This is a genomic window from Bradyrhizobium sp. R2.2-H, from assembly GCF_004346455.1.
Classification (GTDB): domain Bacteria; phylum Pseudomonadota; class Alphaproteobacteria; order Rhizobiales; family Xanthobacteraceae; genus Bradyrhizobium; species Bradyrhizobium diversitatis.
On record NZ_SMBR01000001.1, the window covers coordinates 442,406 to 462,692 of the forward strand.

The window sequence follows — 20,287 nt, forward strand, 5'->3', positions numbered from 1 at the left end:
GCGATCACCACCTGTAGCGCAGGCCCGCCAGCACGAGGCGGCCATTTCCGAACTGGCAGTAGAAATTGGAGCTGCAGCTGGTGTAGTAGCTCTTGTCGAACAGGTTGGTGACGTTGAGCGTGACCTCCGCGCCCTTCCAGGCTCGCACGAGATTGGCAAGATCGTATCGCACGGCGGCATCGAACACGACGTATCCCGGCGACACCAGGCTGTTGATGTCGTCGCCATAGCTCGGGCCGACCGAACGCACGCCGCCGCCGATGGTCAGGCCGGCAAGGCCGCCGGTAAGAAAGCTGTAGTTGGCCCAGAGCGATTCGAAATGCGTCGGCACGGCTTGCGGGCGCTTGCCGATCGCTGTGAGATCGGTCGATTTCGTCACCTTGGTGTCGAGGAAGGTCGAGGCCGCGATGATCTCGATGTTCTCGGTCAGCTTGCCGCGCGCCTCCAGCTCGACACCGCGCGAGCGGATCTCGCCCTGCTGCACGCTGAAGCCCGGTATGGCGGACGGCGTCAGCGTGTTCTGCTGGCGCAGGTCGAACACTGCCGCCGCCGTGAACAGCATGTCGGCGAAGGCCGGCTTGTACTTCAGGCCGCCCTCATACTGCTCCCCCGTCGTGGGAACGAAGGGCAGGCCGTCGGCACCGACGCCGATGGTCGGCTCGAACGACGTCGAATAGCTGACATAGGGAGCAAGGCCGTTGTCGAACAGATAGAGCAGGCCGGCGCGATAGGTTTGCTTGTCGCTCTCCTGCGACGTTTTCGTCGCGGAGATACGGTTGTCGTTGCTCTGCTCGGTCCAGTCGTGCCTTGTGCCGAGCGTCAGGCGGAAGCCGCCGAACTTCATCTGGTCCTGGACGTAGAGTCCGGTCTGCGACAGCGACTGGTCGTTGTTGATGAACGGGAACAGCGTTCCCACCGGCTGGTAGTAGGCGGGGTTCACGACATCGAGCGACGTCGCACCGCCGAATTGGTAGAGCCACGAGCTGTGCGAATTCTGCTGGTCCCAGCCGGCGAGCACGGTGTGTTCGACAGCCGATGTCCGGAAGTCGAAGCGCAGGCGGTTGTCGGCGGCGATGCCGTCGGCGCTCTCGATCGACCGGATCGCCGCGCGGGGGATGGTCCCGGCCGCGGTCAGCGGGCCCGCCATCTGCAGCGACTGGAAATCGGTGTCGACCTTGGAGTATCGCAGGGCCGAGTGGAAGCTCACGACGTCGTTCAGGCGGCGGTCGAACACATATCCGACGCCCGATTGCTCGCGCTCGAAACGATCGAAGCCGGGATCGCCGATGTTCAGGTTGCGATTGAGGTACGGCCGGTACGCTGCCGGCGCCAGCGACTGCGGATAGAGCGAGTTGAAATAGCCGCCCTTCGGATCGCGCTGGTAGAAGCCGGACACCGTCAGCTGCGTATCGGCATCCGGGCGCCACGTAATCGCCGGCGCTACGCCGAAGCGCTGCTCGTCCACGTCGTCGTAACGCGTGCCGGACATCCGGCCGATCGCGCTGATGCTGTAGAGCCATTGATGCGCGGCATCCAATGCGCCCTGGCTGGTGATGCCGCCCTGGACGCGGCCGTGGCTGCCGCCTTCGATGCGCGCTTCGTTATAGGAAATGTCGCTCGGCTGGCGGCTGACCAGATTGACGAGACCGCCGGGGCTGATCTGCCCGTACAGGACGGCCGAGGGGCCCTTGATGACCTCGATGCGATCGAGCAGGAACGCGTCGATCGACGTGACCGCAAAAGCCTGGCCGCGCGGCAGCTTCAATCCGTCGAGGAAGCTGACGAAATTGGTGGAGGTGCCGAAGCCGCCGATGCCGCGCAGGAACACGCTGTCATAGCGGGTGGTCGCGTCGCGCTCGGAGAGGACGCCTGCCGTGTATTGCAGGGCATTGCCGACGGTCTGCGGATTTTGCGCGTCGATCTGCCGGCGAGTCACCGTGGTGACGGATTGCGGCGTTTCCAGCACCGGCGTGGAGGTCTTCGTTGCCGTCGACTGGCTGGTTGCAACCATCTGGTCGCGCGTGTCTTGTCGGGCCGTCGCCGATGCAGCCGCGGCGGGCGTGGCCCTCGCCGGCGCGTCGGAGCTCGTCCTCGACCGGTTGCTGCGCCGTGTCGCGCTCTGCTGTCGCTGCGATGTCACGTTCCGGGCCGTCCGCTGCGCCTGCGGCGCGTCCACCGTCACCGGCGGCAGCGCGGTGTTCTGCGCAAATGTCGGCCCGTCCAGCGCAAGAAAGGCAGTCGAGCCAAGCAGCAGTGCCGCACCTTGCAGAACCCGCTGCGATCCCCCCGTCATTCCCATCGTCAAAACCCCACCCCAAATCCGGCGGGCAGGGTTAAAACAAAACGGGACGATAGTGTCCAGTTATGAGGTTGGCTTTTTCGAGTATTTAGAACTATTAAAAGTCCAGAAGCGATTCCGGATCGCGCAGGGGAAGGCATGAAGCAGGCAGTCAAGACCGGCAAGCGCACGAAGAGGCGCATCGGCGAAGGTCGTGGCGGGCGACCGACCAAGGCAGAGGCGCAGGCGATCGAGGACCGGATCCTTGCGGTGGCCGCGGATCTATTCGCCCGGGATGGCTATGCCGCGACATCCATGGAGCGAGTCGTCTCGGAGTGCGGCGCAGGCAAGGACACCATCTACCGGCGCTATCCGTCGAAGCGCGCAATTTTCGATGCAGTCCTCGACCGAAGCCGTGGGCGCATCATGGCGCGCCTCGGCGACCTTCAGGTGAGGCAGTCGAGCCAGGACAGCCTCGCGCAGCTCAAGGAGCTGACGAGCCTCCTGCTCGACATCAATCTCGATCCGGAACTGGTTGCCTTCAAGAGGATCGCCGCCAGCGAAAGCCTAGTTGCCGCCGGCAGTCATGCCGCGCCGGAGCCGGATGCCATCATGTCTCTGCTGCGAACATTGGTGACGAAGGCCCAGGCGGATCGGCACATCGTTCCGGGCGATGTCAATTTCCTGACCGATTTTCTCATCAACAGCATCATCGTGGGCCCGACCACGCTGGCGATGTTCGGATACAAGCCGCTCGCCTCGCCCAGGGAGCGGAAGCTGTATTTCGAGAAGGCGTGGAAATTATTCTTGGGGGGAGCTGCCGGTCGGCGGGACGGGTGAGGGCTGCCGTGTTGCCGGCGGCGGGCCGGACTTGATGTGCTGCCGCGGCCGCAGCAGGACGCGACTTCGGAGATCAGGTCATCTCTTTCAGCAATTGCTGCGCCTCATCCAGCAGAGAATCGATACGTTTTCGTTCCTGAATCGCATCCCTGGTAAACAGCCCGTGCTTCCATGCATTCCGGTTTCCTCCTGGCGCTCCCGATCGCCGCGCTCCGCCGTGCATGCGACATCGCTGCTTACCCTTGATGGCCGGTGCGCGGCAGCTAGTCCCATTGCGGGTCATCGCGCCGCAGCGAAGGCTTGACTGCATCGACGCCGTGTTGCGGGCGTGGTCGCCGGTCATCGGTTCGCTGCTTGCATTGCGTCCGAGTTTGCGTCCGAGACAAGTACGCTCGCATGCTGCGTGACGTTGCCGACGATCGCCCGTCCGCCGTCCTGCACCGACAGGTTCTGCACCGTAATCGCGCGCTCGTCGCTGTTGCGGTGGCGGTTCAGCGCTTCGACCTGGGCGGCGAAGGTGCGGGAGAGCCGGGTCAACGCGCGGGCGATGCCCTCCTGCTGCGCGAGATCGTCGGTGCAGGCGAGCCGGCAGGCGCAGCGCATCGCGGCCATGTGCACCGACACCATCTGGGCCACCAGCAGGGCCTCGATGGAATCCTTCGGCGCGATGCTCCTGATCGTCGAGATCATGAAGGCGAGATTGGCCTCATCCGGCGTCTGGCCGACCACGCTGGCCTTGACCAATTGCCTCAAGATGCCGTGCATCGCATCGCGGTCGGCGGCGCCGAGCGCCTCGGCCAGCAGCCGCTCGCCGGCCTGCGAGTCGGGATGGCTGATCGCGATACGCCGCTTGTAGAGCTTGACGCGCGGGGTCACGGCGGGGGCGCTGCGATCGTTTGCCGCGAGCGGCGAAGTGATGGGACGCGAGAGGGCTGTCGTCATGTGCTGTGGTCCTTCTGGCGGCGCAGGCGCGAACGGCCGTTCGCTGCTGCGCGCGAACGCGGATTTCGGGATGTCGATGAAGGGTTTGGGCGCAACCACGTCGGGACGGCTGCGATGGGCAGGCCGTGATGCTCACGCGTGTTGCGATGATGCCATTATGCCACTGTTTTGCCCGACGCGGCAGAATTTATTTTGTAAATCCGAAAAATTTCCACGGCCCTGCGCAAGCCTTTGTTCTGAAAGGGGCGGCCTACTGTGCATGGGGTTGTTTTCGCGCTTTTGTTTTGGAATCGGCGCGTACGTGCCGTGCGACGGAATGCCGGCGCCCGAACGCGATTGCGAAATCCGGCGTGGCCGCTATTCATGATCCTCGAATGCGTCGCACCAACAAACATGCACAAGCGGCGCTGTGAGGCCTGGGAGAGAACGAATGCAACGAACGGTCCGCCTGCTGGCAGTCATCGCCGGATTGTGCGCCTCTGCGGCGTCGACGCAGGCCCTGGCTCAGAAATACCCGGTGCGGCCGGTCAAGGTCATGGTCGGCTTCAGCGCGGGCGGCCCGGTCGATGTGGTCGCGCGCATCGTCGGCGATCGCCTGAGCAACAAGCTCGGACAGCCCTTCGTCGTCGAGAACCGCGCCGGGGCCAACGGCATGATCGCCGCCGAAGGCGTCGCGCGTGCGGACGCGGACGGCTACACCATGCTCGCCTGCAACTCGTCCACGATCACGCTGAACAAGACGCTGTTCAAGGAAGCCCGCTACGACCCGCAGGGAGACTTCGCGCCGCTGACGACCGTCGTCTCGGCGCCGCTCGTGCTCGTCGTCAATCCCGAGAATCCCAAGACGGCCAACATCAAGACCGTCGCCGATCTCGTCGCCGCGGCCAAGGCCGCGCCGGGCGCGCTCGCCTACGGTTCGGGCGGCAACGGCAATCTCGCACATCTTGCCATGGAGCTGCTCGGCCAGAAGGCCGGCATCAAGATGATCCACGTGCCCTATCGCGGCGGTTCGGCCGCCGAGGTCGGCATCCTCGCGCAGGAGGTGCTGGCGGTGTTCGACCCGCTCTCCGCCGTGCCGCTGGTCAAGGCCGGCAAGCTGCGCGCGCTCGCGGTGTCGTCGGCCGAGCGGTTGCCGGCGCTGCCTGACGTGCCGACCGTCGCGGAAGCCGGCTATCCCGGCTTCGACATCTCGTTCTGGGTCGGCTTCTTCATGCCGAAGGCGACGCCGGCGCCGATCCTGGAGACGCTGCACCGGGAGATCGTCACTGCCGCCAAGGATCCCGCGGTTGCGGAGAAGCTCGGCTCGCAGGGCGTCGTCAGCGTGCTCAGCCCCGTCGACTACGCCGCGAAGATCGCGAAGGAGACGAAGGAGCTCGCCGAAGTCGTCGCGGCCGCGAACATCAAGGCGGAGTAGGCGCGAGGCACTAGCCGCCGATCAGCTGCGCCAGCCGGTCAAGCAGCGGACGTTGTCCGGCGTTGATCTTCTGCTGCGCCGCTTCGAGCGTGAACCATGCGGCGCGGTCGACCTCCGGGAACGTCTGCCGTTTGCCGCTGCGCGGCGGCCATTCCATCTCGAACGTGTTGCTGCGAATGCTGGCCGTGTCGATGTCGAGCTCGGCCGCGAACGCGGTGACAACCTTTCCGCCGCGTTGCTTGACCTGACCCAGCGCGATCAGCGGCACCGTCACCTCGAGGCCGAGCTCCTCTGCAAACTCCCGTCGCGCGGCGGCTTCCGCATCCTCTGCGTCCGCGTACTCGCCCTTCGGAATCGACCACGCGCCGAGATCCTTGTTGCGCCAGAACGGCCCGCCGGGATGAACGAGGAGCACCTCGATCATCCGATGCTTTCGATAGGCGATGATCCCGGCGCTCCTCGATGGCATGGCAGGTTCCGTGCAGCAGCGCTCCGGCTTTCTCTCCGGAAACGTGGAGCCGCGCAAGCGGGCTCCGATCACGAGCCGGGTGGCCGATCGCCCGATGCGAAGCGAACGGCGCGCGCCTTTGCGCTCTTGCCGGCGGCGCGTGCCGCGATCATGCTGCGTCCCTTGCGGTGGGCCGCGGCCTTGTTCCGTTGCCGGGTTGCAAACCGCTTATGCGCGCGGTTCGTCGTCGCCCGAGCGGCGATCTGCTCGGCCTTGCGAATGATGCTCGCGACCGAAGCCGTCAGGTTGACCGGAACCCAGGCGACGTCCTTGGCCTTGGAGAGACTGCCGATGCCTTCGCACGGCGCTTCACGCGGCAGGTCGATCCGGATCGCGAGTGCTTCGGAGCGTTCGATCCAGTCCTCGGCCTTGGTGCCGGTGATGATGCGGACATAGTCGCGCGTCTCGCGCGGCAGCCCGCTCTCTCGGGCCAGCCATTTCTGGATGCGGCCGGGACCTGCGTTGTAGGCGGCTGCGGCAAGGCCGAGATTGCCGAAATCGTCGCGAAGTTTGCGCAGAAATTTTGCCGACGCCGGCAGCGCCTTCATCGGATCGAAGGGATCGTCGAGCCCGACCTCCGCGGCCGTCTCCGGCATGAATTGCGCGACGCCCTGCGCGCCGGCATGGCTGACCTCGTTGGACTTGAAGCGGCTCTCCTGCCAGATCAGGCGCGCGAAGAACGGCACGGGAATGCCGCTGGCCTCGGCGGCTTCACGAAGCGCGTGACAGAATTGTTCGGTTGGTGAATCCGGTGCCCGTACCGCCGGCTCGACGGCGCGCGGCGGCTCGATCACCTGCTCGATCACCTGCTCATGGGCAGCGTGCGCGTTCGCGAGCTCGATGGCCTGCACGCTGGCGACGAAGAGTTCGACCACCGGAACAAGTCGCGAGGCATGAATGTTCTGAAGAATGGTGGTGTGGGACGATGATGCTTGCCGGGATGTCGACGGATCGAGGTCGCACATCAGAATCAGGAATGCGGCGCAAGCCGCGACGACAAATCGCATTTGCGGAGACAACCTCGAACTGTGGGATGAACGGTCGGCGACGCGCCGGCGACAAGGAGTTCTTAACCGTCCGATTGCGGCAAAGCTGCGATCTCGTCGGTTCCTTCGGTGCTAATACGGTGTTCCCGAAGTGAAACTCCCGCGACTCTCGGCCGCTTGCGAGGGGGATGTGCGATGACGATGCGATCGATGCTTTGCGCGGTGATTTTCGCTGTGGCTCATCGGCAAGGTCTTCGCGGAGCAGAACGGTATCGCGTCCGACTAGAGCAATAGCCCCGGAAGTGGGACAAGCTGACAGCAGCGAGCGAGGGTCGCATCGCTGACCAATTGGGACGCTCGCGTGATCGGCGAGAACGTCAAGCGCGGCACGCGGCCCACAGCGAGGCGCGCCTCGAACTAGTCCTTGGGGAAATCCTTGCGCATCGCGATCTCGGCGGCATCGCCGGGCGACAGCACGGTCTGCTGGAACGCCGGTTGTGGCGTCGTCATGATGTCGTAGAGTGAGATGCCTTTGATCGGCTTGCCCATGAGCTCGCGGACGCATTCGGCGAGCGTGCCGTTGTAGACGAGATAGGGCGGGCCCCGATCCTTCAGCCTCTCGCCCTTCAGCGACGGCCACTTCTTCAATTCGGCCGGCGCGTCATAGGCGATGGGCGATTCCTCTTTGAACATGCCTATGGTCCCGGCGACTTGGATTGCCGGGAATCCTAGCGCCGCCGGGGTAAACACCCGTTAAAGAATTAGTTCAAATCAGCCGGCAACGAAGGCGAGCAGGGTGCCGTTGGCCTTGGCCGGCGGCACGCAGATCGCATCGCCGCTTCGGACGGCGGCTGAACCCAGCGCCTTCGCGGTTGCCGCGAGATCGCCGCTGAACAGCACCAGCGCTGCACCGCCGCGCTCGGAGAGACCGGTCAGCGGCACGCCGGGATAGCGTTTGCCGAGCTGGTCCAGCGTCAGATAGACGAAGTCGGCGCGATCGCCGCCGGAAGGTACTGTGACCGCGCCGTCCGCCTCAGTTTTCGGCGCGCGGTCGATGAGCCGGCCGAGATGCGCGGCTTCCTGCGCCGGCTCGGGCGTTGCGATCAGCGCCTGCTTGATCCGCCTCGCCGCATTGGCGTGCTGCATCAGTTCGGGAATCCACACGGTCTCGCGCGTCTTGTGCTGGCATGCGAAGATGCGCACGCCGCCGGGCGCTTCCGCGGTCGGCCACATGAAGGTGCGGAATTTCGCCGCCGAGATCGTGCCGTCAGGCAGCGTCACCGGCCGCTCGAAATCGGTCGGGCCGATCGGCGCCAGGCCCCGCGCGCGGATCTCCTCCGCGCCGGCGGCGGAATCGACTGCAGTGAACGCGATGCGCTCGATGCCCTCTCCCTGCCTGTCGAGGAACGCGCGCGCCGGCGCGTTCTGCTCGGTCGCGGCGAGCACGCCGAGCAGCTCCATATAATCAGGGTCGAACATGATGGTGTAGTTGCCGGTGCCCATATGCGCGCTGTGGGTGCCGCGCGGCGACACCGTGAAGCCGAGTTGCCGGTAGGTCTCGGCGGCCTTGTCGAGGTCCTTCACCATGACCACGGCGTGGTCGATACCGATGACGTTCTTGAGGGCCACTGTTCTTTCCCCGATTGCCAACTGATCTTGCGCCGCGCGTCGGCGGCCATGGTCCTGTCTACGCTGGTTAGGCGGTCAAGTCATTTTCATTTCAGCAGGGGAAGCGGAAATTCATTCCGCCGAATGGTCTGGCCGCGCAAGACGGCGCGTCAGCGCGCCTGCGCGATATAGGCGGCGAGGACGGCGCGCTCCTCGCTGGTCATCTCGGTGATGTTGCCCGGCGGCATCGCGTTCGACCAGGCCGCGACACGGCCGATCAGGCGGATGTTGCGATGGATGTGCTCGGGCGCGTCGAGCAGGATGCCCTTCGGGGCGGTCACGATGCCGGCCCAGACCGGTTCGGCTGCGTGGCACATGCTGCAGCGGGTCATCACGATCTCCTCGACATTGGCGAGCGTCGGCTGCGCCGGCAGCGTGCTTGTCTTGACATCGCGCGGGCCGGCCGCGGAGAGGAACAAGATCGCGACCACGCCGACTGCCGCCACGCCCCACGCCCACCACGGCGATTTGCGCCCCGCGTGTCGCTCGTTGAAGAAGTGGCGGATCACCGGGCCGAGCGCCAGAATGATCGCGACGATGATCCAGTTGAAGCGCGTGGCGTAGAGCAGGGGATAGTGGTTACTGATCATCAGCACGACGACGGGGAGCGTCAGATAGTTGTTGTGGACCGAACGCTCCTTGCTCGCCTTGCCGAGCTTCGGATCGGGCGCCTCGCCTGCGATCAGGCTGGCCACGATCTTCTTCTGGTTCGGGATGATCAGCGCGAAGACGTTGGCGACCATGATCGTGCCGATGATCGCCCCGATCTGGTTGAAGGCGCCGCGGCCGCTCAGCACGTGGGTGAAGGCGTAGGTCAGCGCGACCAAGAACAGATAGCCGCCGATGGCGAAGGGCAATTCGTGCTGCGCAAGCCCGCTGCGACAGGCGGCTTCATAAAGCAGCCACGCCAGCGCGAGGCTGCAGAAGCTGAACAGCCCGGCCTGGAAGGGCGTGATGTCGAGGATCGCCTTGTCGACCAGGAACAGGTCGGCCTCGAGATAATACACCACCACCATCAGCGCGAAGCCGGACAGCCAGGTGGTGTAAGCTTCCCATTTGAACCAGGTCAGCTCGTCCGGCATCCGGCTTGGGGCCACCAGATACTTCATGATCCGGTAGAAGCCGCCGCCATGAACTTGCCAGGCCTCGCCCTGCACGCCATCGGGCAGATCGCCTGTCAGGTTGCTCCTGGACCTGAGGCTGAGGTCGAGGGCGATGAAATAGAAGGAACTTCCGATCCAGGCGATCGCCGCCACGACGTGCAGCCAGCGCAGCAGGAGGCTCGCCCATTCCGATATCACGGATCCCCACATGATCTTCCCATCAGTCGCGACGGCGATGTCGCAGCTTTCATGGCTGCAACCGCACCCTTACAATGTGTCGCATCTATCTGCGGTATTTTCCAGTACGGTGGGTGCACCTGATGCACATCGTGCGGGCATGAGCTGACGTCGAATGCGGCGGGCGTTTGACCTGCCGCAGAACGTTTGCCGATGAACGGCGTTGACGCCCGGTACGTACAGGTGGGGAGGAAGACGACGTGAAGAACAGGATGTCGTTCGTGGTAATATCCGCGGGGCTGCTGGTCGCGGTTGCGGCCGGCGCGCAGGCCGAGCCGGTGTTGCAGGGCAAGGACGCCTATGGCGACTGGCGGGCCGACAAGCCCGGCACCGTCAGGTTGATCCAGCCGCAGGATCTGGTCAGGCCCGGCGCCACGCGCTCGGTTGCGAGTTCCGCGCGCGTAGTCCCACGTCCGCAAGAAGCCTCGCTCCAGGTGCCGGCCGGCTTCAAGATCGAGCTGTTCGCCGAAGGCCTGCGCGCGCCGCGCATCATACGCGTGGCCCCGAACGGCGACGTCTTCGTCGCGGAGACACGGGCCGGTAACATCCGCGTGTTGCGCGCGGGGGAGGGCGGCAAGGTCGCGACCAACGAGGTATTCGCCAGCGGACTGCGGCAGCCGTTCGGCATTGCCTTCTTTCCGAACGGCGACAATCCGCAATGGGTCTATATCGCCAACACCGACAGTGTCGTCCGCTTTCCCTATCAGGCCGGCGATCTCAAGGCGCGCGGCAAGGCGGAGACGATCGTGGCAAGCCTGCCGCATGACGGCGGCCATTCCACGCGCGACATCGCCTTCACGCTCGACAACAAGCGCATGCTGATCTCGGTCGGTTCGCTCAGCAACGTCGCCGAAGGCATGGGCACGCCGCCGGGCGGAATGGAGGCGTGGTCGAGAACGCAACCGCTCGGCGCGGCCTGGGCGAGCGAGACCGAGCGCGCCACCGTGCTGGCCTTCAACCCTGACGGCAAGGAGCGGAAGATCTACGCCACCGGCCTCCGCAACTGCGTCGGCCTCGCAATCCAGCCGCAGACCGGTCTGCCCTGGTGCTCGACCAACGAGCGCGACGGCCTCGGCGACGACCTCGTCCCCGATTACGTGACCAGCGTGAAGGAGGGCGCGTTCTACGGCTGGCCCTGGTTCTATGTCGGCAGCAATGAAGACCCGCGCCATGCCGGCGCGCGGCCGGACCTGAAGGACAAGGTGACGGTGCCCGACGTGCTCATCCAGCCACATTCGGCCTCGCTCGGCATGACCTTCTACCAGGGCGCGCAGTTTCCGAGCGAATATCAAGGCGACGCCTTCGCCGCCGAGCACGGCTCCTGGAACAGATCGAAGCGCACCGGCTACAAGGTGATCCGCATCAAGATGAAGGACGGCAAGCCGACCGGCGAATACGAGGATTTCGTCACGGGGTTTGTGGTGAGCGACTCTGAGGTGTGGGGCCGTCCGGTCGGCGTCGCCGTGGCGAAGGATGGATCGCTGCTGATCTCGGAGGATGGGAATGGGACGATCTGGCGGGTGACGCATTCGCGGTGAGCGAACATGCTTCGCCTCTCCCCGCAAGGGCAGGGCAATCGCATATGGTATCACTCGCGAGCTGGGCGCGCGCCTCGTCCTTCGAGACGACGCGCTTCGCGGTCTCCTCAGGATGAGGCTAAGTGGCATCGGTGCAAGCTGAAACTGCTGCCGCGCACTCCGTCCTCATCCTGAGGGCCCGCCAAAGGCGGGCGTCTCGAAGGATGGCCGCAGGGAAAAGCTCTCATCTGCGATAGCCCTGCCGCAGGCGGGGGGAGGAAGAAGTAAGACCTACCCCCGCCTCACGCTTGCGCCGCCGTCCACCGGCAGTGTCACACCCGTGATGAAATTCGCCTCCTCGCTCGCCAAGAACAGCGCGGCGTTGGCGACGTCCCATCCGGTGCCCATCTTCCTGCGCAGCGGCACCTTGCTGTCGCGTTCGGCTTCGACCTCGGCGCGGGTCTTGTGCCATTCGCGGGCGCGGGTGTCGACGGCCATCGGCGTGTTCATCAGGCCGGGCAGGATGACGTTGGCGCGGATGCCGTACTCGGCGTTCTGATACGCCAGCTGCTCGGTGAAGGCGATCATCGCCGATTTCGTCGCCTTGTAGGCGACATAAGGATACGTTGTGATCGCGGCCATCGAGGAGATGTTGATGATCGCGCCGCCTCTCTGCGCGCGCATGATCGGGATCACTTCTTTCGCGGCGAGTATGCAGCTCTTCAGATTGATGGCGACGACGCGGTCGAACGCCTCCTCGGTCAGTTGCAGCAGCTCGGCGTCGCCGCCGGACAGGCTGACGCCGACATTGTTGTGCAGCACGTCGATCCGGCCCCAGCGCGATTGCGCGTCGGCCACCATCGCCTTGATGTCGGCCGCCTTGGTCACGTCGGCCTTGAAGGCCGCGGCGGTGCCAAGTTTCGCGGCGATCATCGCCACCGTTTCCTGCGCCGACTCCAGATGATGGTCGACGCACAAGACCTTCGCGCCTTCGCGCGCGAAGGTGAGCGCGGTGGCGCGGCCGTTGCCCATGCCTTCGCCGGGACTTTGCCCGGCCCCGACGACGATCGCGACCTTGTCCTTCAACCGCATCTCGGTTCACTCCCCGGCACGGGCACCATTCGCCCCTTATTTTCGTGCAGATTAGCAATCGCCCCGACCGGAGAGAAGGGCGTGGCTCCTGCGTGCATGTCATTGACATCACATGGAATTGCATGTCGCGGCCAGCCTGTCGCGCATGACTGAGTCTTGCGGTGCAGGAACTGTTCCGAGGACGCAGCGTTTGCTGCCGGAGCCTTTCCCGCGCTAGGCTCGCTCCCGGGGGCTCTCAACCGCCAGTGGCTTGCCGATGAATCTGCTCGATCCGCAAGGGCCCGTGGCTGCGGGCAACAGCACCATCCTGGTCGATTCCGTCTTCATCATGCTCGTGATCGTGGTGCCCACCATCATCGCGATCCTCGGCTTCGCTTTCTGGTTTCGCGCCTCGAACCCGAGAGCGCGCTACCAGCCTGGCTTCGTCTATTCCGGCCGCGTGGAAATGGTGGTGTGGTCGATCCCTGCACTCACGGTCATCCTGCTCGGCGGTGTCGCCTGGATCGGTTCGCACCAGCTCGATCCGGCCGCGCCCGTGCCGGGCACCGGAAGCCCGGTGCGGATCCAGGCCGTGTCGCTCGACTGGAAATGGCTGTTCATCTATCCGGACCAGCGCATCGCCACCATCAACACGTTGACGGTGCCCGCGGGTGCCGAGCTGAATTTCCAGCTGACATCGTCGAGCGTGATGAATACGTTCTTCATCCCGCAGCTTGGCAGCATGATCTACACCATGAACGGCATGGTGACGAAGCTCAACCTGCGCGCCGACAATGAAGGCAAGCTCCAGGGCCTGTCCGCGCATTTTTCCGGCGATGGGTTCCCCGACATGATGTTCGACGTCAACGTCGTCTCGCCGCTCGCCTTTCCGGAATGGGTGGCGAATACCGCGAAGACGGACGCGGTGTTGAATGCGGACAGCTACAAGAAACTGATGCAGCAGGGTATCGAGAAGGGCCGACCTGTCTACCGCCTGGACGATCCGCGGCTGTTCGACCTGATCGCGAGCCAGCACATTCCGCCGGGGCCGGGGCCGGAGCTCGCATCCGAAGCAGGCCGGTCGCACAGTGGAGGGCATGATGCTCGGTAAGCTCGATTGGTCGGCCATTCCGCTTGATCAACCGATTCCGCTCGTCGCCGGCGCGGTGGTGCTGGTCGCAATCCTCGGCGTCCTGACGTGGGTCGTGGTGAGGGGACATCTGCCCTATCTCTGGAGCGAATGGATCACCAGCGTCGATCACAAGCGCATCGGCGTCATGTACATCCTGCTCGCCTCGGTGATGCTGCTGCGCGGCGGCAGCGACGCCATCATGATGCGGATCCAGCAGGCGGTGGCCTATCAGTCGCAGGGCTATCTGCCGCCGGAGCACTACAACCAGATCTTCTCCGCGCACGGCACCATCATGATCTTCTTCGTGGCGATGCCGTTCGTGATCGGGCTGATGAACCTCGTCGTGCCGCTCCAGCTCGGCGTGCGCGACGTCGCATTTCCGACGCTCAATTCGGTCGGCTTCTGGCTGACCGCGACCGGGGCGCTGCTGGTCAACGTCTCGCTCGTGGTCGGGGAGTTCGCGCGCACCGGCTGGCTCGCCTTTCCGCCGCTGTCGGGGCTGGTCTACTCGCCCGGTGTCGGCGTCGACTATTACGCTTGGTCGTTGCAGATCTCCGGCGTCGGGACGCTGGTCGCCGGCATCAATCTCGTTACGACCGTGCTGAAGCTGCGCACGAAGGGCATGAACTATCTGCGCATGCCGATGTTCTGCTGGACCACGCTGGCCTCGAACCTTCTCATCGTCGCGGCCTTTCCGATCCTCACCGCCACGCTCGCGATGCTGCTGCTGGACCGTTACCTTGGCTTCCACTTCTTCACCAACGAGGCCGGCGGCAACGTCATGATGTTCATGAACCTGATCTGGGCCTGGGGCCATCCCGAGGTCTACATCCTGGTGCTGCCAGCGTTCGGCATCTTCTCGGAGGTGGTCTCGACCTTCTCCGGCAAGGCGCTGTTCGGCTATCGCTCCATGGTGCTGGCGACCATGGCAATCTGCGTCGTCTCGTTCATGGTCTGGCTGCACCACTTCTTCACGATGGGGGCGGGGCCCGACGTCAATGCCATCTTCGGCATCGCCAGCATGATCATTGCGATACCGACCGGCGTGAAGATCTACAACTGGCTGTTCACGATGTATGGCGGCCGCATCCGTTTCGCGACGCCGATGTTGTGGTCGGTCGGCTTCATGGTCACCTTCATCATCGGCGGATTGACAGGCGTCCTCGTCGCGGTGCCGCCGGCCGACTTCATGCTCCACAACAGCATGTTCCTGGTCGCGCATTTCCACAACGTCATCATCGGTGGCGTGCTCTTCGGCGCCTTCGCCGGCCTGGAATACTGGTTTCCGAAGGCATTCGGTTTCCGCCTCGACGAGCGCTGGGGCAAGGCCGCATTCTGGTTCACCTTCATCGGCTTCTACGTCACCTTCATGCCGCTCTACATCGCCGGCATGCTCGGCATGACCCGTCGCCTGCAGCATTACGACGTCGCGGCCTGGCGGCCCTGGATGATCGTCGCGGCAGTCGGCGTGGCCGTGCTGACGATCGGCGTGATCTGCCAGATCGTGCAGCTCGTGGTCAGCATCCGCAATCGCGAGGCGTTGCGCGATCGCACCGGCGATCCCTGGGACGGGCGTTCGCTGGAATGGGCGACCTCGTCGCCGCCGCCTGTATTCAACTTCGCCTTCAATCCCGATGTGCGCGGCGAGGACGCCTATTGGGAGATGAAGGTCCACGCCCGGCAGCAGTCGCTCGCGCACGAACAGCCGCAATACCAGGACATCGAGATGCCCCGCAATTCGCCGACCGGCTTCGTCTGCGCATTCTTCGCCACCATCATGGGCTTCGCGCTGATCTGGCACATCTGGTGGATGGTGATCCTGGGCGGTATCGGCGCGTTCGCGACCTTCGTCGTGTTCGCCTGGCGCGACCATGACGAATACGTCATCCCGGCCGAGGAGGTCGCCCGCATCGACCGCAGCAACATCGAGGAACGGCGCAACCTCGTCAGCATGGCGGGAGCGGTCTGATGGCGATGACCACGACTGCCGACCACGCCCGGGCCGATCCCCATCACATCGGCGTCGTCATCGAGCATCCCGGGCCTGCGCCGAAGCGGATCGTGACCGCCTACGGCTTCTGGGTCTTCCTGCTCTCCGACATCGTGATGTTCTCCTGCTTCTTCGCGGCCTATGCGGTGCTGTCCGGCCAGACCGCCGGTGGCCCGAAGGGCGCGGAGATCTTCGATCAGAGGAATGTCGCGATCGAGACGGTCTGCCTGCTGCTCTCGAGCTTCACCTGCGGAATGGCCAGCATCGCCGCCGACGTGCGCAACCGGTTGTGGTTCTATCTCGGCATGACCGTCACCTGCGTGCTCGGGCTCATATTCCTCGTGCTCGAGTTCCGCGAATTTGCCGATCTCATTGCGCGCGGCTATGGTCCGTCGCGCAGTGCGTTCCTGACCGCCTTCTTCTCCCTGGTCGGTTGCCACGGCCTGCATGTCTCAGCCGGCGTGCTGTGGCTCCTCACCATGATGGCACAGGTGTTCGCAAAGGGCTTTCGCGCCGACATTCTGCGCCGGATGATGTGTTTTGCGCTGTTCTGGCATGCGCTCGACATCATCTGGGTCGCAGTGTTCTCGGTCGTCTACCTGCTCGGAGGTGCGCCATGAGTGAGCAGACGCATGGGATGGTCAAGCACGACCTCGCACCGGGTGAGGAAGAGCAGCATAGTGTCGGCACGAGGGTCGTCGGATACGTGGTCGGCCTCGTGCTCGCGCTGCTGCTTACGGCGACCTCGTTCTTCATCGCCGGCACCGATCTGGTCTGGCAGCCCTCGATTCCGGTCGCGCTGATCGTGCTTGCGATCGCACAGATGGGTGTGCATCTCGTGTTTTTCCTGCACATCACCACGGGGCCCGACAATACCAATAACGTGCTGGCGCTCGCCTTCGGGCTGCTGGTCGTCTTCCTGGTGGTGGGCGGGACGGTCTGGATCATGGCGCATCTCAACGCGAACATGCCGCCGATGGACCAGATCATGCGGATGCAGTGATCACGCGCAACGATCGCAAAAAAGGCGTCACGGTGCATCCGGAGCGCTGACGTTCCTGCGGCGTCATGGCTCGTCCCGGGCACGACGCCTCGGCTTGCAGAGCGGTGCACAGAAAAGAACGGCCGCTTGCTCGTGACAAGCGGCCAAGTCTAGGGAGGAAACGCCCGAGCAAAGACAATCGGGCCGGAGCCGGATTGTTGCCAAGGAAACGCTCGCGCAAGGCGCTCGCGTAGGCATACAAATGCAGCAACTGCCGACGAAGTTCAATCCCGGATCAATACGTAGTCGGAATACTACTCACAGGTGCGGAACCCGCCCGTTCACTTTGACCGGCGGCAATTATAGGCCTTGCGGAAGCCGGCGGCCTGGGCGTCGTCCTCCGAGCAGAACCAGCGGTCGGGTCTGGTGGTCGCGGGATAGCTAGGGCAGCCGCGCAAATGATAGATGCCGATATTGCCGGTGACGCGGGCGCGCACCGCAAGCTTGCCCTTGATGCTGCAGCTGGGCGGCATCGTCAGTTCCTCCGGGAACAGCACGGCGCGAATCTCCTTGTCGCGGTCGGGCCGGCAGGCGGCGCCCAGGAGTGTGCCGTCCTTCTTGCCGGCGCGAAAATCTTGCGGTGCAACAAAGCAGCCCTTCCAGATCCCGGCGGCGGCTGTCTTGGCTTCGGCGGCGGCGGGCTTGACGTTGGCCTTGATCGGCTCCCGGGCGACGGCAAAGCCGAGCCTGACCAGCTGTTCGTTCAGGGTCGACTTGTCGCCCTCGGCCGTGCAGATCGCGCGGTGTCGCTTGCCGAAGCTCTTTTCCGGCCCGACATCGTCGCAGCGCACCACGCGTCCCTTGATCAGCTTCGTGAGCTGATCCCGGGCCTCGATGCCGCAGGTCCAGGCATCGGCGTGATCGTCGATGCAGACCTGGTCCAACTCGGGCGCGTCGACGCCGTCCAGCCGATATGTCACGTCGCCAAGCTGGATGGAGTTGCCGTCGCGGGCCGTCGCGGCGCCGGTCCGCGCCGAGGCAGGGGAGGAGGCGCCCAGAAATCCGGACAAGGCGAAAAACGAAATGAGCGCAAAAGCGCGGGCGCTGGCAATGTAATTTCGGAAGGACATACGGTCTCGCTATCGATGGGCTCGTGCGTCCCGTTCCTAGCATCGGGATGTGGCGATACCAATGGTCTGCACCCCGCGAAGCGCGACATTCCGGCCTCGCGGCTTTACTAGGCCGTCGCTCTGACCCTATCGTTCGCCGGCCTCGCTAGCCGCGAAAGGCCGAATCGCCCGGGAAGCGGCGAGGGGGAGGAAAAGCTTGCGATGAAAGATCCCGTGGACGTCCTGATCATCGGCGCCGGCGCTTCAGGCGCGGCGGTGGCGTGGTCGCTGGCCGAGACCAAGATGCACATCCTCTGCCTTGAGCAGGGCGGCTGGATGAATCCGGCGGAATATCCCAGCACCGGCCGGGATTGGGAGGCCAAATTCTACGGAGAATGGTCGTCGAGCCCCAACGTCCGCGGCCGGCCCGAGGACTACCCGATCAACGACGACAACTCCCCGATCAAGGTCGTCAACTACAATGCGGTCGGCGGCTCGACGGTGATGTACACCGCGCATTGGCCGCGGCTGCATCCCTCCGATTTCAAGGTGAAGACGCTGGACGGCGTCGCCGACGACTGGCCGATCGATTACGACGCGCTGACCCCGTTCTTCGAAGAGAACGACCGCATGATGGGGACATCCGGCCTGTCAGGCGATCCACTCTCGCCGCTGACGCATCCGCCGATGCCGCAACAGCCGATGGGCCTGTCCGGCGCCGTCATCGCCAAGGCCATGAACGAGCTCGGCTGGCACTGGTGGCCCTCGGACACCACGGTCGCGACGATGGACTACGAGGGCCGGGCGCGCTGCATCAATCTCGGCCATTGCACGCCGGCCTGCGCGCAGGGCGCAAAGTCGTCCACCGACATTACCTATTGGCCCCACGCGATCCGCGCCGGCGTCGAGTTGCGCACCCATTGCCGGGTGCGGGAGATCAGCACCGACGAGAACGGCATGGCTTCGGGCGTGGTCTACTACGACAAGGACGGCGTCGAGCAGTTTCAGCCGGCGCATGTCGTCATCATTGCCTGCAACGGCGTCGGCACGCCGCGGCTGCTCTTGAACTCGGCCTCGGGGCGCTTTCCGAACGGGCTTGCAAATTCGTCAGGCCTCGTCGGCAAGAACCTGATGTTCCATCCCTATGCGCAGATCTACGGATTCGTGAAGGAGCCGACCGATAGCAATCGCGCGCCGCCGACCTGCCTGTGGAGCAAGGAGTTCTACGACACCGACCTGTCGCGCGGCTTCGTGCGCGGCTACGGCATCCAGTTCGGCCGCGGCGCGGGGCCGGTGTTCGAGGCGGTCGCGAGCGAGCAAAAAGGCATTCTGCCATGGGGCGCCGACCATCATCGCGTATTCCGTAAGCTCAACGGTCATCGGCTCGCGGTGTCGGCAATCTGCGAGGACCTGCCAGAGGAGCACAACCGCGTCACGCTCGATCCCGTGCTGAAGGACAGTCACGGCATCCCCGCGCCGAAGGTCGACTATACGATCAGCGAGAACAGCCGGAAAATGATGGAGCACGGGCTGGCGCGCGGCCGCGAGATTCTCGAGACCGCCGGCGCGACCGACATCTGCATCAACAATCCGATCCCCTGGGGCGGCTGGCATCTGCTCGGCACCGCGCGGATGGGCACCGACCCTGAACTTTCCGTGGTCAACGAATGGGGCCGCGCGCACGACGTGAAGAACCTCTTCATCGTCGACGGCAGCATCTTCGTCACCTCGGGCGGCGTGAACCCGACGTCCACCATCCAGGCCCTCGCGCTGTACATCGCCGACCAGATGAAGCAGCGCCTCGCCAATTTGTTCGATTGACAATGATTGCATTCAAACGCAGCCGCGCGCTCCCTGCACCTCTCCCGCTTGCGGGAGAGGTCGGCACGTCCGGGCGATGCGAAGCATCGTCCCGCGTGCCGGGTGAGGGCTCTCTCCTCTTGGGGAATCCCTCTGTGGAGATACCCTCTCCCCAACACTCCCCCGCAAGCGGGGAGGGAGCGCACCGGCAACTTGGCCGCAACGTTTCGATGCGAGGAACGCCATGACTGATCAACTCACCCTCACGCCGCGGCAGCGCGATGACCTCCGCACCATCGCCGCGATGATCATTCCTCCGAGCGAGGAATATCGCGTTCCAGGCGCCGATGACGACATCATCCAGGCCGACATAATCGCAACGCTCGGCCGCGACACCAAACAGGTCGTGACGGCGCTGGATCACCTGTCGCGGCTCGCCGGCATGCCGCTCGCCGAGCTCGATGCCGCCAGGCGCGATGCGGTGGCGCAGGAGTTTCGCAAGAGCGGCGTCGCCGCCGCAACGCTCGTCCGCGTGGTCCTGCAATGCTACTACCGCGACGACCGCGTGCTCGGTTCGCTGGGGCTCGAGCTCCGCGCGCCATTCCCCAAGGGCCATGTGCTTCCCGACGGCGACTGGTCACTGCTCGACCCGGTCAAGGCCAGAGGCGGCTCGCTGAGGCGGACGTCCTAGCCATCTGGGCAGTCCAGCC

20 protein-coding genes are annotated in these 20,287 nt (G+C 64.7%); 10 read left to right on the forward strand and 10 right to left on the reverse strand.

Annotated features, from left to right (window positions below):
* Positions 1–4: 4 nt before the first annotated feature.
* Complete coding sequence (locus EDE08_RS02145; protein WP_245524674.1) at positions 5–2,293, reverse strand: TonB-dependent siderophore receptor; 2,289 nt, start codon at positions 2,291–2,293, stop codon at positions 5–7.
* Positions 2,294–2,437: 144 nt separating this feature from the next.
* On the opposite strand from EDE08_RS02145, the gene EDE08_RS02150 reads away from it, so the two are divergent.
* The gene (locus tag EDE08_RS02150; protein ID WP_131866711.1) at positions 2,438–3,118 is read left to right on the forward strand and encodes a TetR/AcrR family transcriptional regulator; all 681 of its coding nucleotides are present in this window, start codon (positions 2,438–2,440) and stop codon (positions 3,116–3,118) included.
* Between the two features lie 73 nt (positions 3,119–3,191).
* On the opposite strand, the gene EDE08_RS02155 is transcribed toward EDE08_RS02150, so the two are convergent.
* Together EDE08_RS02155 and EDE08_RS02160 are read right to left on the reverse strand one after the other, a co-directional pair.
* Positions 3,192–3,461, reverse strand: a complete 270-nt coding sequence (locus EDE08_RS02155) for an HGGxSTG domain-containing protein (RefSeq protein WP_082821971.1) — start codon at positions 3,459–3,461, stop codon at positions 3,192–3,194.
* Positions 3,458–4,060, reverse strand: coding sequence for a hypothetical protein (locus EDE08_RS02160; RefSeq protein ID WP_131866713.1), 603 nt, complete (start codon positions 4,058–4,060; stop codon positions 3,458–3,460). The genes EDE08_RS02155 and EDE08_RS02160 overlap by 4 nt, the downstream gene beginning before the upstream one ends.
* Before the next feature lie 128 nt (positions 4,061–4,188).
* On the opposite strand from EDE08_RS02160, the gene EDE08_RS02165 reads away from it, so the two are divergent.
* Both EDE08_RS02165 and EDE08_RS02170 read left to right on the forward strand, forming a co-directional pair.
* Complete coding sequence (locus EDE08_RS02165) at positions 4,189–4,473, forward strand: hypothetical protein (RefSeq protein ID WP_131874984.1); 285 nt, start codon at positions 4,189–4,191, stop codon at positions 4,471–4,473.
* Between the two features lie 17 nt (positions 4,474–4,490).
* Positions 4,491–5,474: a Bug family tripartite tricarboxylate transporter substrate binding protein gene (locus tag EDE08_RS02170; protein ID WP_131866715.1), complete on the forward strand. Its 984-nt coding sequence runs from the start codon at positions 4,491–4,493 to the stop codon at positions 5,472–5,474.
* Positions 5,475–5,484: 10 nt separating this feature from the next.
* Here EDE08_RS02170 and EDE08_RS02175 read toward each other — a convergent pair whose 3' ends face one another.
* The 5 genes from EDE08_RS02175 to EDE08_RS02195 all read right to left on the reverse strand — a co-directional run bounded on the left by EDE08_RS02175 (position 5,485) and on the right by EDE08_RS02195 (position 9,949).
* A complete protein-coding gene (locus EDE08_RS02175; RefSeq protein WP_131866717.1) occupies positions 5,485–5,943 on the reverse strand; it encodes an NUDIX hydrolase in 459 nt (152 codons plus the stop codon).
* A gap of 68 nt (positions 5,944–6,011) precedes the next feature.
* A complete protein-coding gene (locus tag EDE08_RS02180) occupies positions 6,012–6,989 on the reverse strand; it encodes a lytic transglycosylase domain-containing protein (protein WP_131866719.1) in 978 nt (325 codons plus the stop codon).
* Positions 6,990–7,385: 396 nt separating this feature from the next.
* The gene (locus tag EDE08_RS02185; protein WP_131866721.1) at positions 7,386–7,661 is read right to left on the reverse strand and encodes a hypothetical protein; all 276 of its coding nucleotides are present in this window, start codon (positions 7,659–7,661) and stop codon (positions 7,386–7,388) included.
* Positions 7,662–7,739: 78 nt separating this feature from the next.
* A complete protein-coding gene (locus tag EDE08_RS02190) occupies positions 7,740–8,597 on the reverse strand; it encodes a VOC family protein (RefSeq protein WP_131866723.1) in 858 nt (285 codons plus the stop codon).
* A 149-nt stretch (positions 8,598–8,746) separates the two neighbouring features.
* Complete coding sequence (locus EDE08_RS02195; protein WP_131866725.1) at positions 8,747–9,949, reverse strand: urate hydroxylase PuuD; 1,203 nt, start codon at positions 9,947–9,949, stop codon at positions 8,747–8,749.
* A 239-nt stretch (positions 9,950–10,188) separates the two neighbouring features.
* On the opposite strand from EDE08_RS02195, the gene EDE08_RS02200 reads away from it, so the two are divergent.
* A complete protein-coding gene (locus tag EDE08_RS02200; protein WP_502700566.1) occupies positions 10,189–11,514 on the forward strand; it encodes a PQQ-dependent sugar dehydrogenase in 1,326 nt (441 codons plus the stop codon).
* A gap of 270 nt (positions 11,515–11,784) precedes the next feature.
* Here EDE08_RS02200 and EDE08_RS02205 read toward each other — a convergent pair whose 3' ends face one another.
* Positions 11,785–12,585: an SDR family NAD(P)-dependent oxidoreductase gene (locus EDE08_RS02205; RefSeq protein WP_131866729.1), complete on the reverse strand. Its 801-nt coding sequence runs from the start codon at positions 12,583–12,585 to the stop codon at positions 11,785–11,787.
* A 256-nt stretch (positions 12,586–12,841) separates the two neighbouring features.
* Between EDE08_RS02205 and EDE08_RS02215 the strand changes: the two genes are divergently transcribed.
* Genes EDE08_RS02215 through cyoD form a run of 4 tightly spaced genes read left to right on the forward strand, consistent with a single transcriptional unit; the run spans position 12,842 to position 16,689 of the window.
* Positions 12,842–13,675 carry a cytochrome ubiquinol oxidase subunit II family protein gene (locus EDE08_RS02215; protein ID WP_131866733.1) on the forward strand — a complete coding sequence of 278 codons (834 nt, stop codon included), beginning with the start codon at positions 12,842–12,844 and terminating at the stop codon, positions 13,673–13,675.
* The gene (gene cyoB / locus EDE08_RS02220) at positions 13,665–15,665 is read left to right on the forward strand and encodes a cytochrome o ubiquinol oxidase subunit I (protein WP_131867428.1); all 2,001 of its coding nucleotides are present in this window, start codon (positions 13,665–13,667) and stop codon (positions 15,663–15,665) included. Before EDE08_RS02215 ends, cyoB begins: the two co-directional genes overlap by 11 nt.
* Complete coding sequence (locus tag EDE08_RS02225) at positions 15,665–16,306, forward strand: cytochrome (ubi)quinol oxidase subunit III (protein WP_131866735.1); 642 nt, start codon at positions 15,665–15,667, stop codon at positions 16,304–16,306. Before cyoB ends, EDE08_RS02225 begins: the two co-directional genes overlap by 1 nt.
* Complete coding sequence (cyoD, locus tag EDE08_RS02230; protein WP_028177683.1) at positions 16,303–16,689, forward strand: cytochrome o ubiquinol oxidase subunit IV; 387 nt, start codon at positions 16,303–16,305, stop codon at positions 16,687–16,689. Before EDE08_RS02225 ends, cyoD begins: the two co-directional genes overlap by 4 nt.
* Before the next feature lie 320 nt (positions 16,690–17,009).
* Here the strand turns inward: cyoD and EDE08_RS02235 are convergent, their stop codons facing one another.
* The gene (locus EDE08_RS02235) at positions 17,010–17,798 is read right to left on the reverse strand and encodes a thermonuclease family protein (RefSeq protein ID WP_131866737.1); all 789 of its coding nucleotides are present in this window, start codon (positions 17,796–17,798) and stop codon (positions 17,010–17,012) included.
* A 201-nt stretch (positions 17,799–17,999) separates the two neighbouring features.
* Here EDE08_RS02235 and EDE08_RS02240 point away from each other — a divergent pair, with 201 nt between their 5' ends.
* Both EDE08_RS02240 and EDE08_RS02245 read left to right on the forward strand, forming a co-directional pair.
* Entirely contained in the window at positions 18,000–19,598 is a 1,599-nt protein-coding gene (locus EDE08_RS02240; RefSeq protein WP_131866739.1) for a GMC family oxidoreductase, read from the forward strand.
* 223 nt (positions 19,599–19,821) lie between these two features.
* The gene (locus EDE08_RS02245) at positions 19,822–20,268 is read left to right on the forward strand and encodes a hypothetical protein (RefSeq protein ID WP_131866741.1); all 447 of its coding nucleotides are present in this window, start codon (positions 19,822–19,824) and stop codon (positions 20,266–20,268) included.
* Positions 20,269–20,287: the final 19 nt, after the last annotated feature.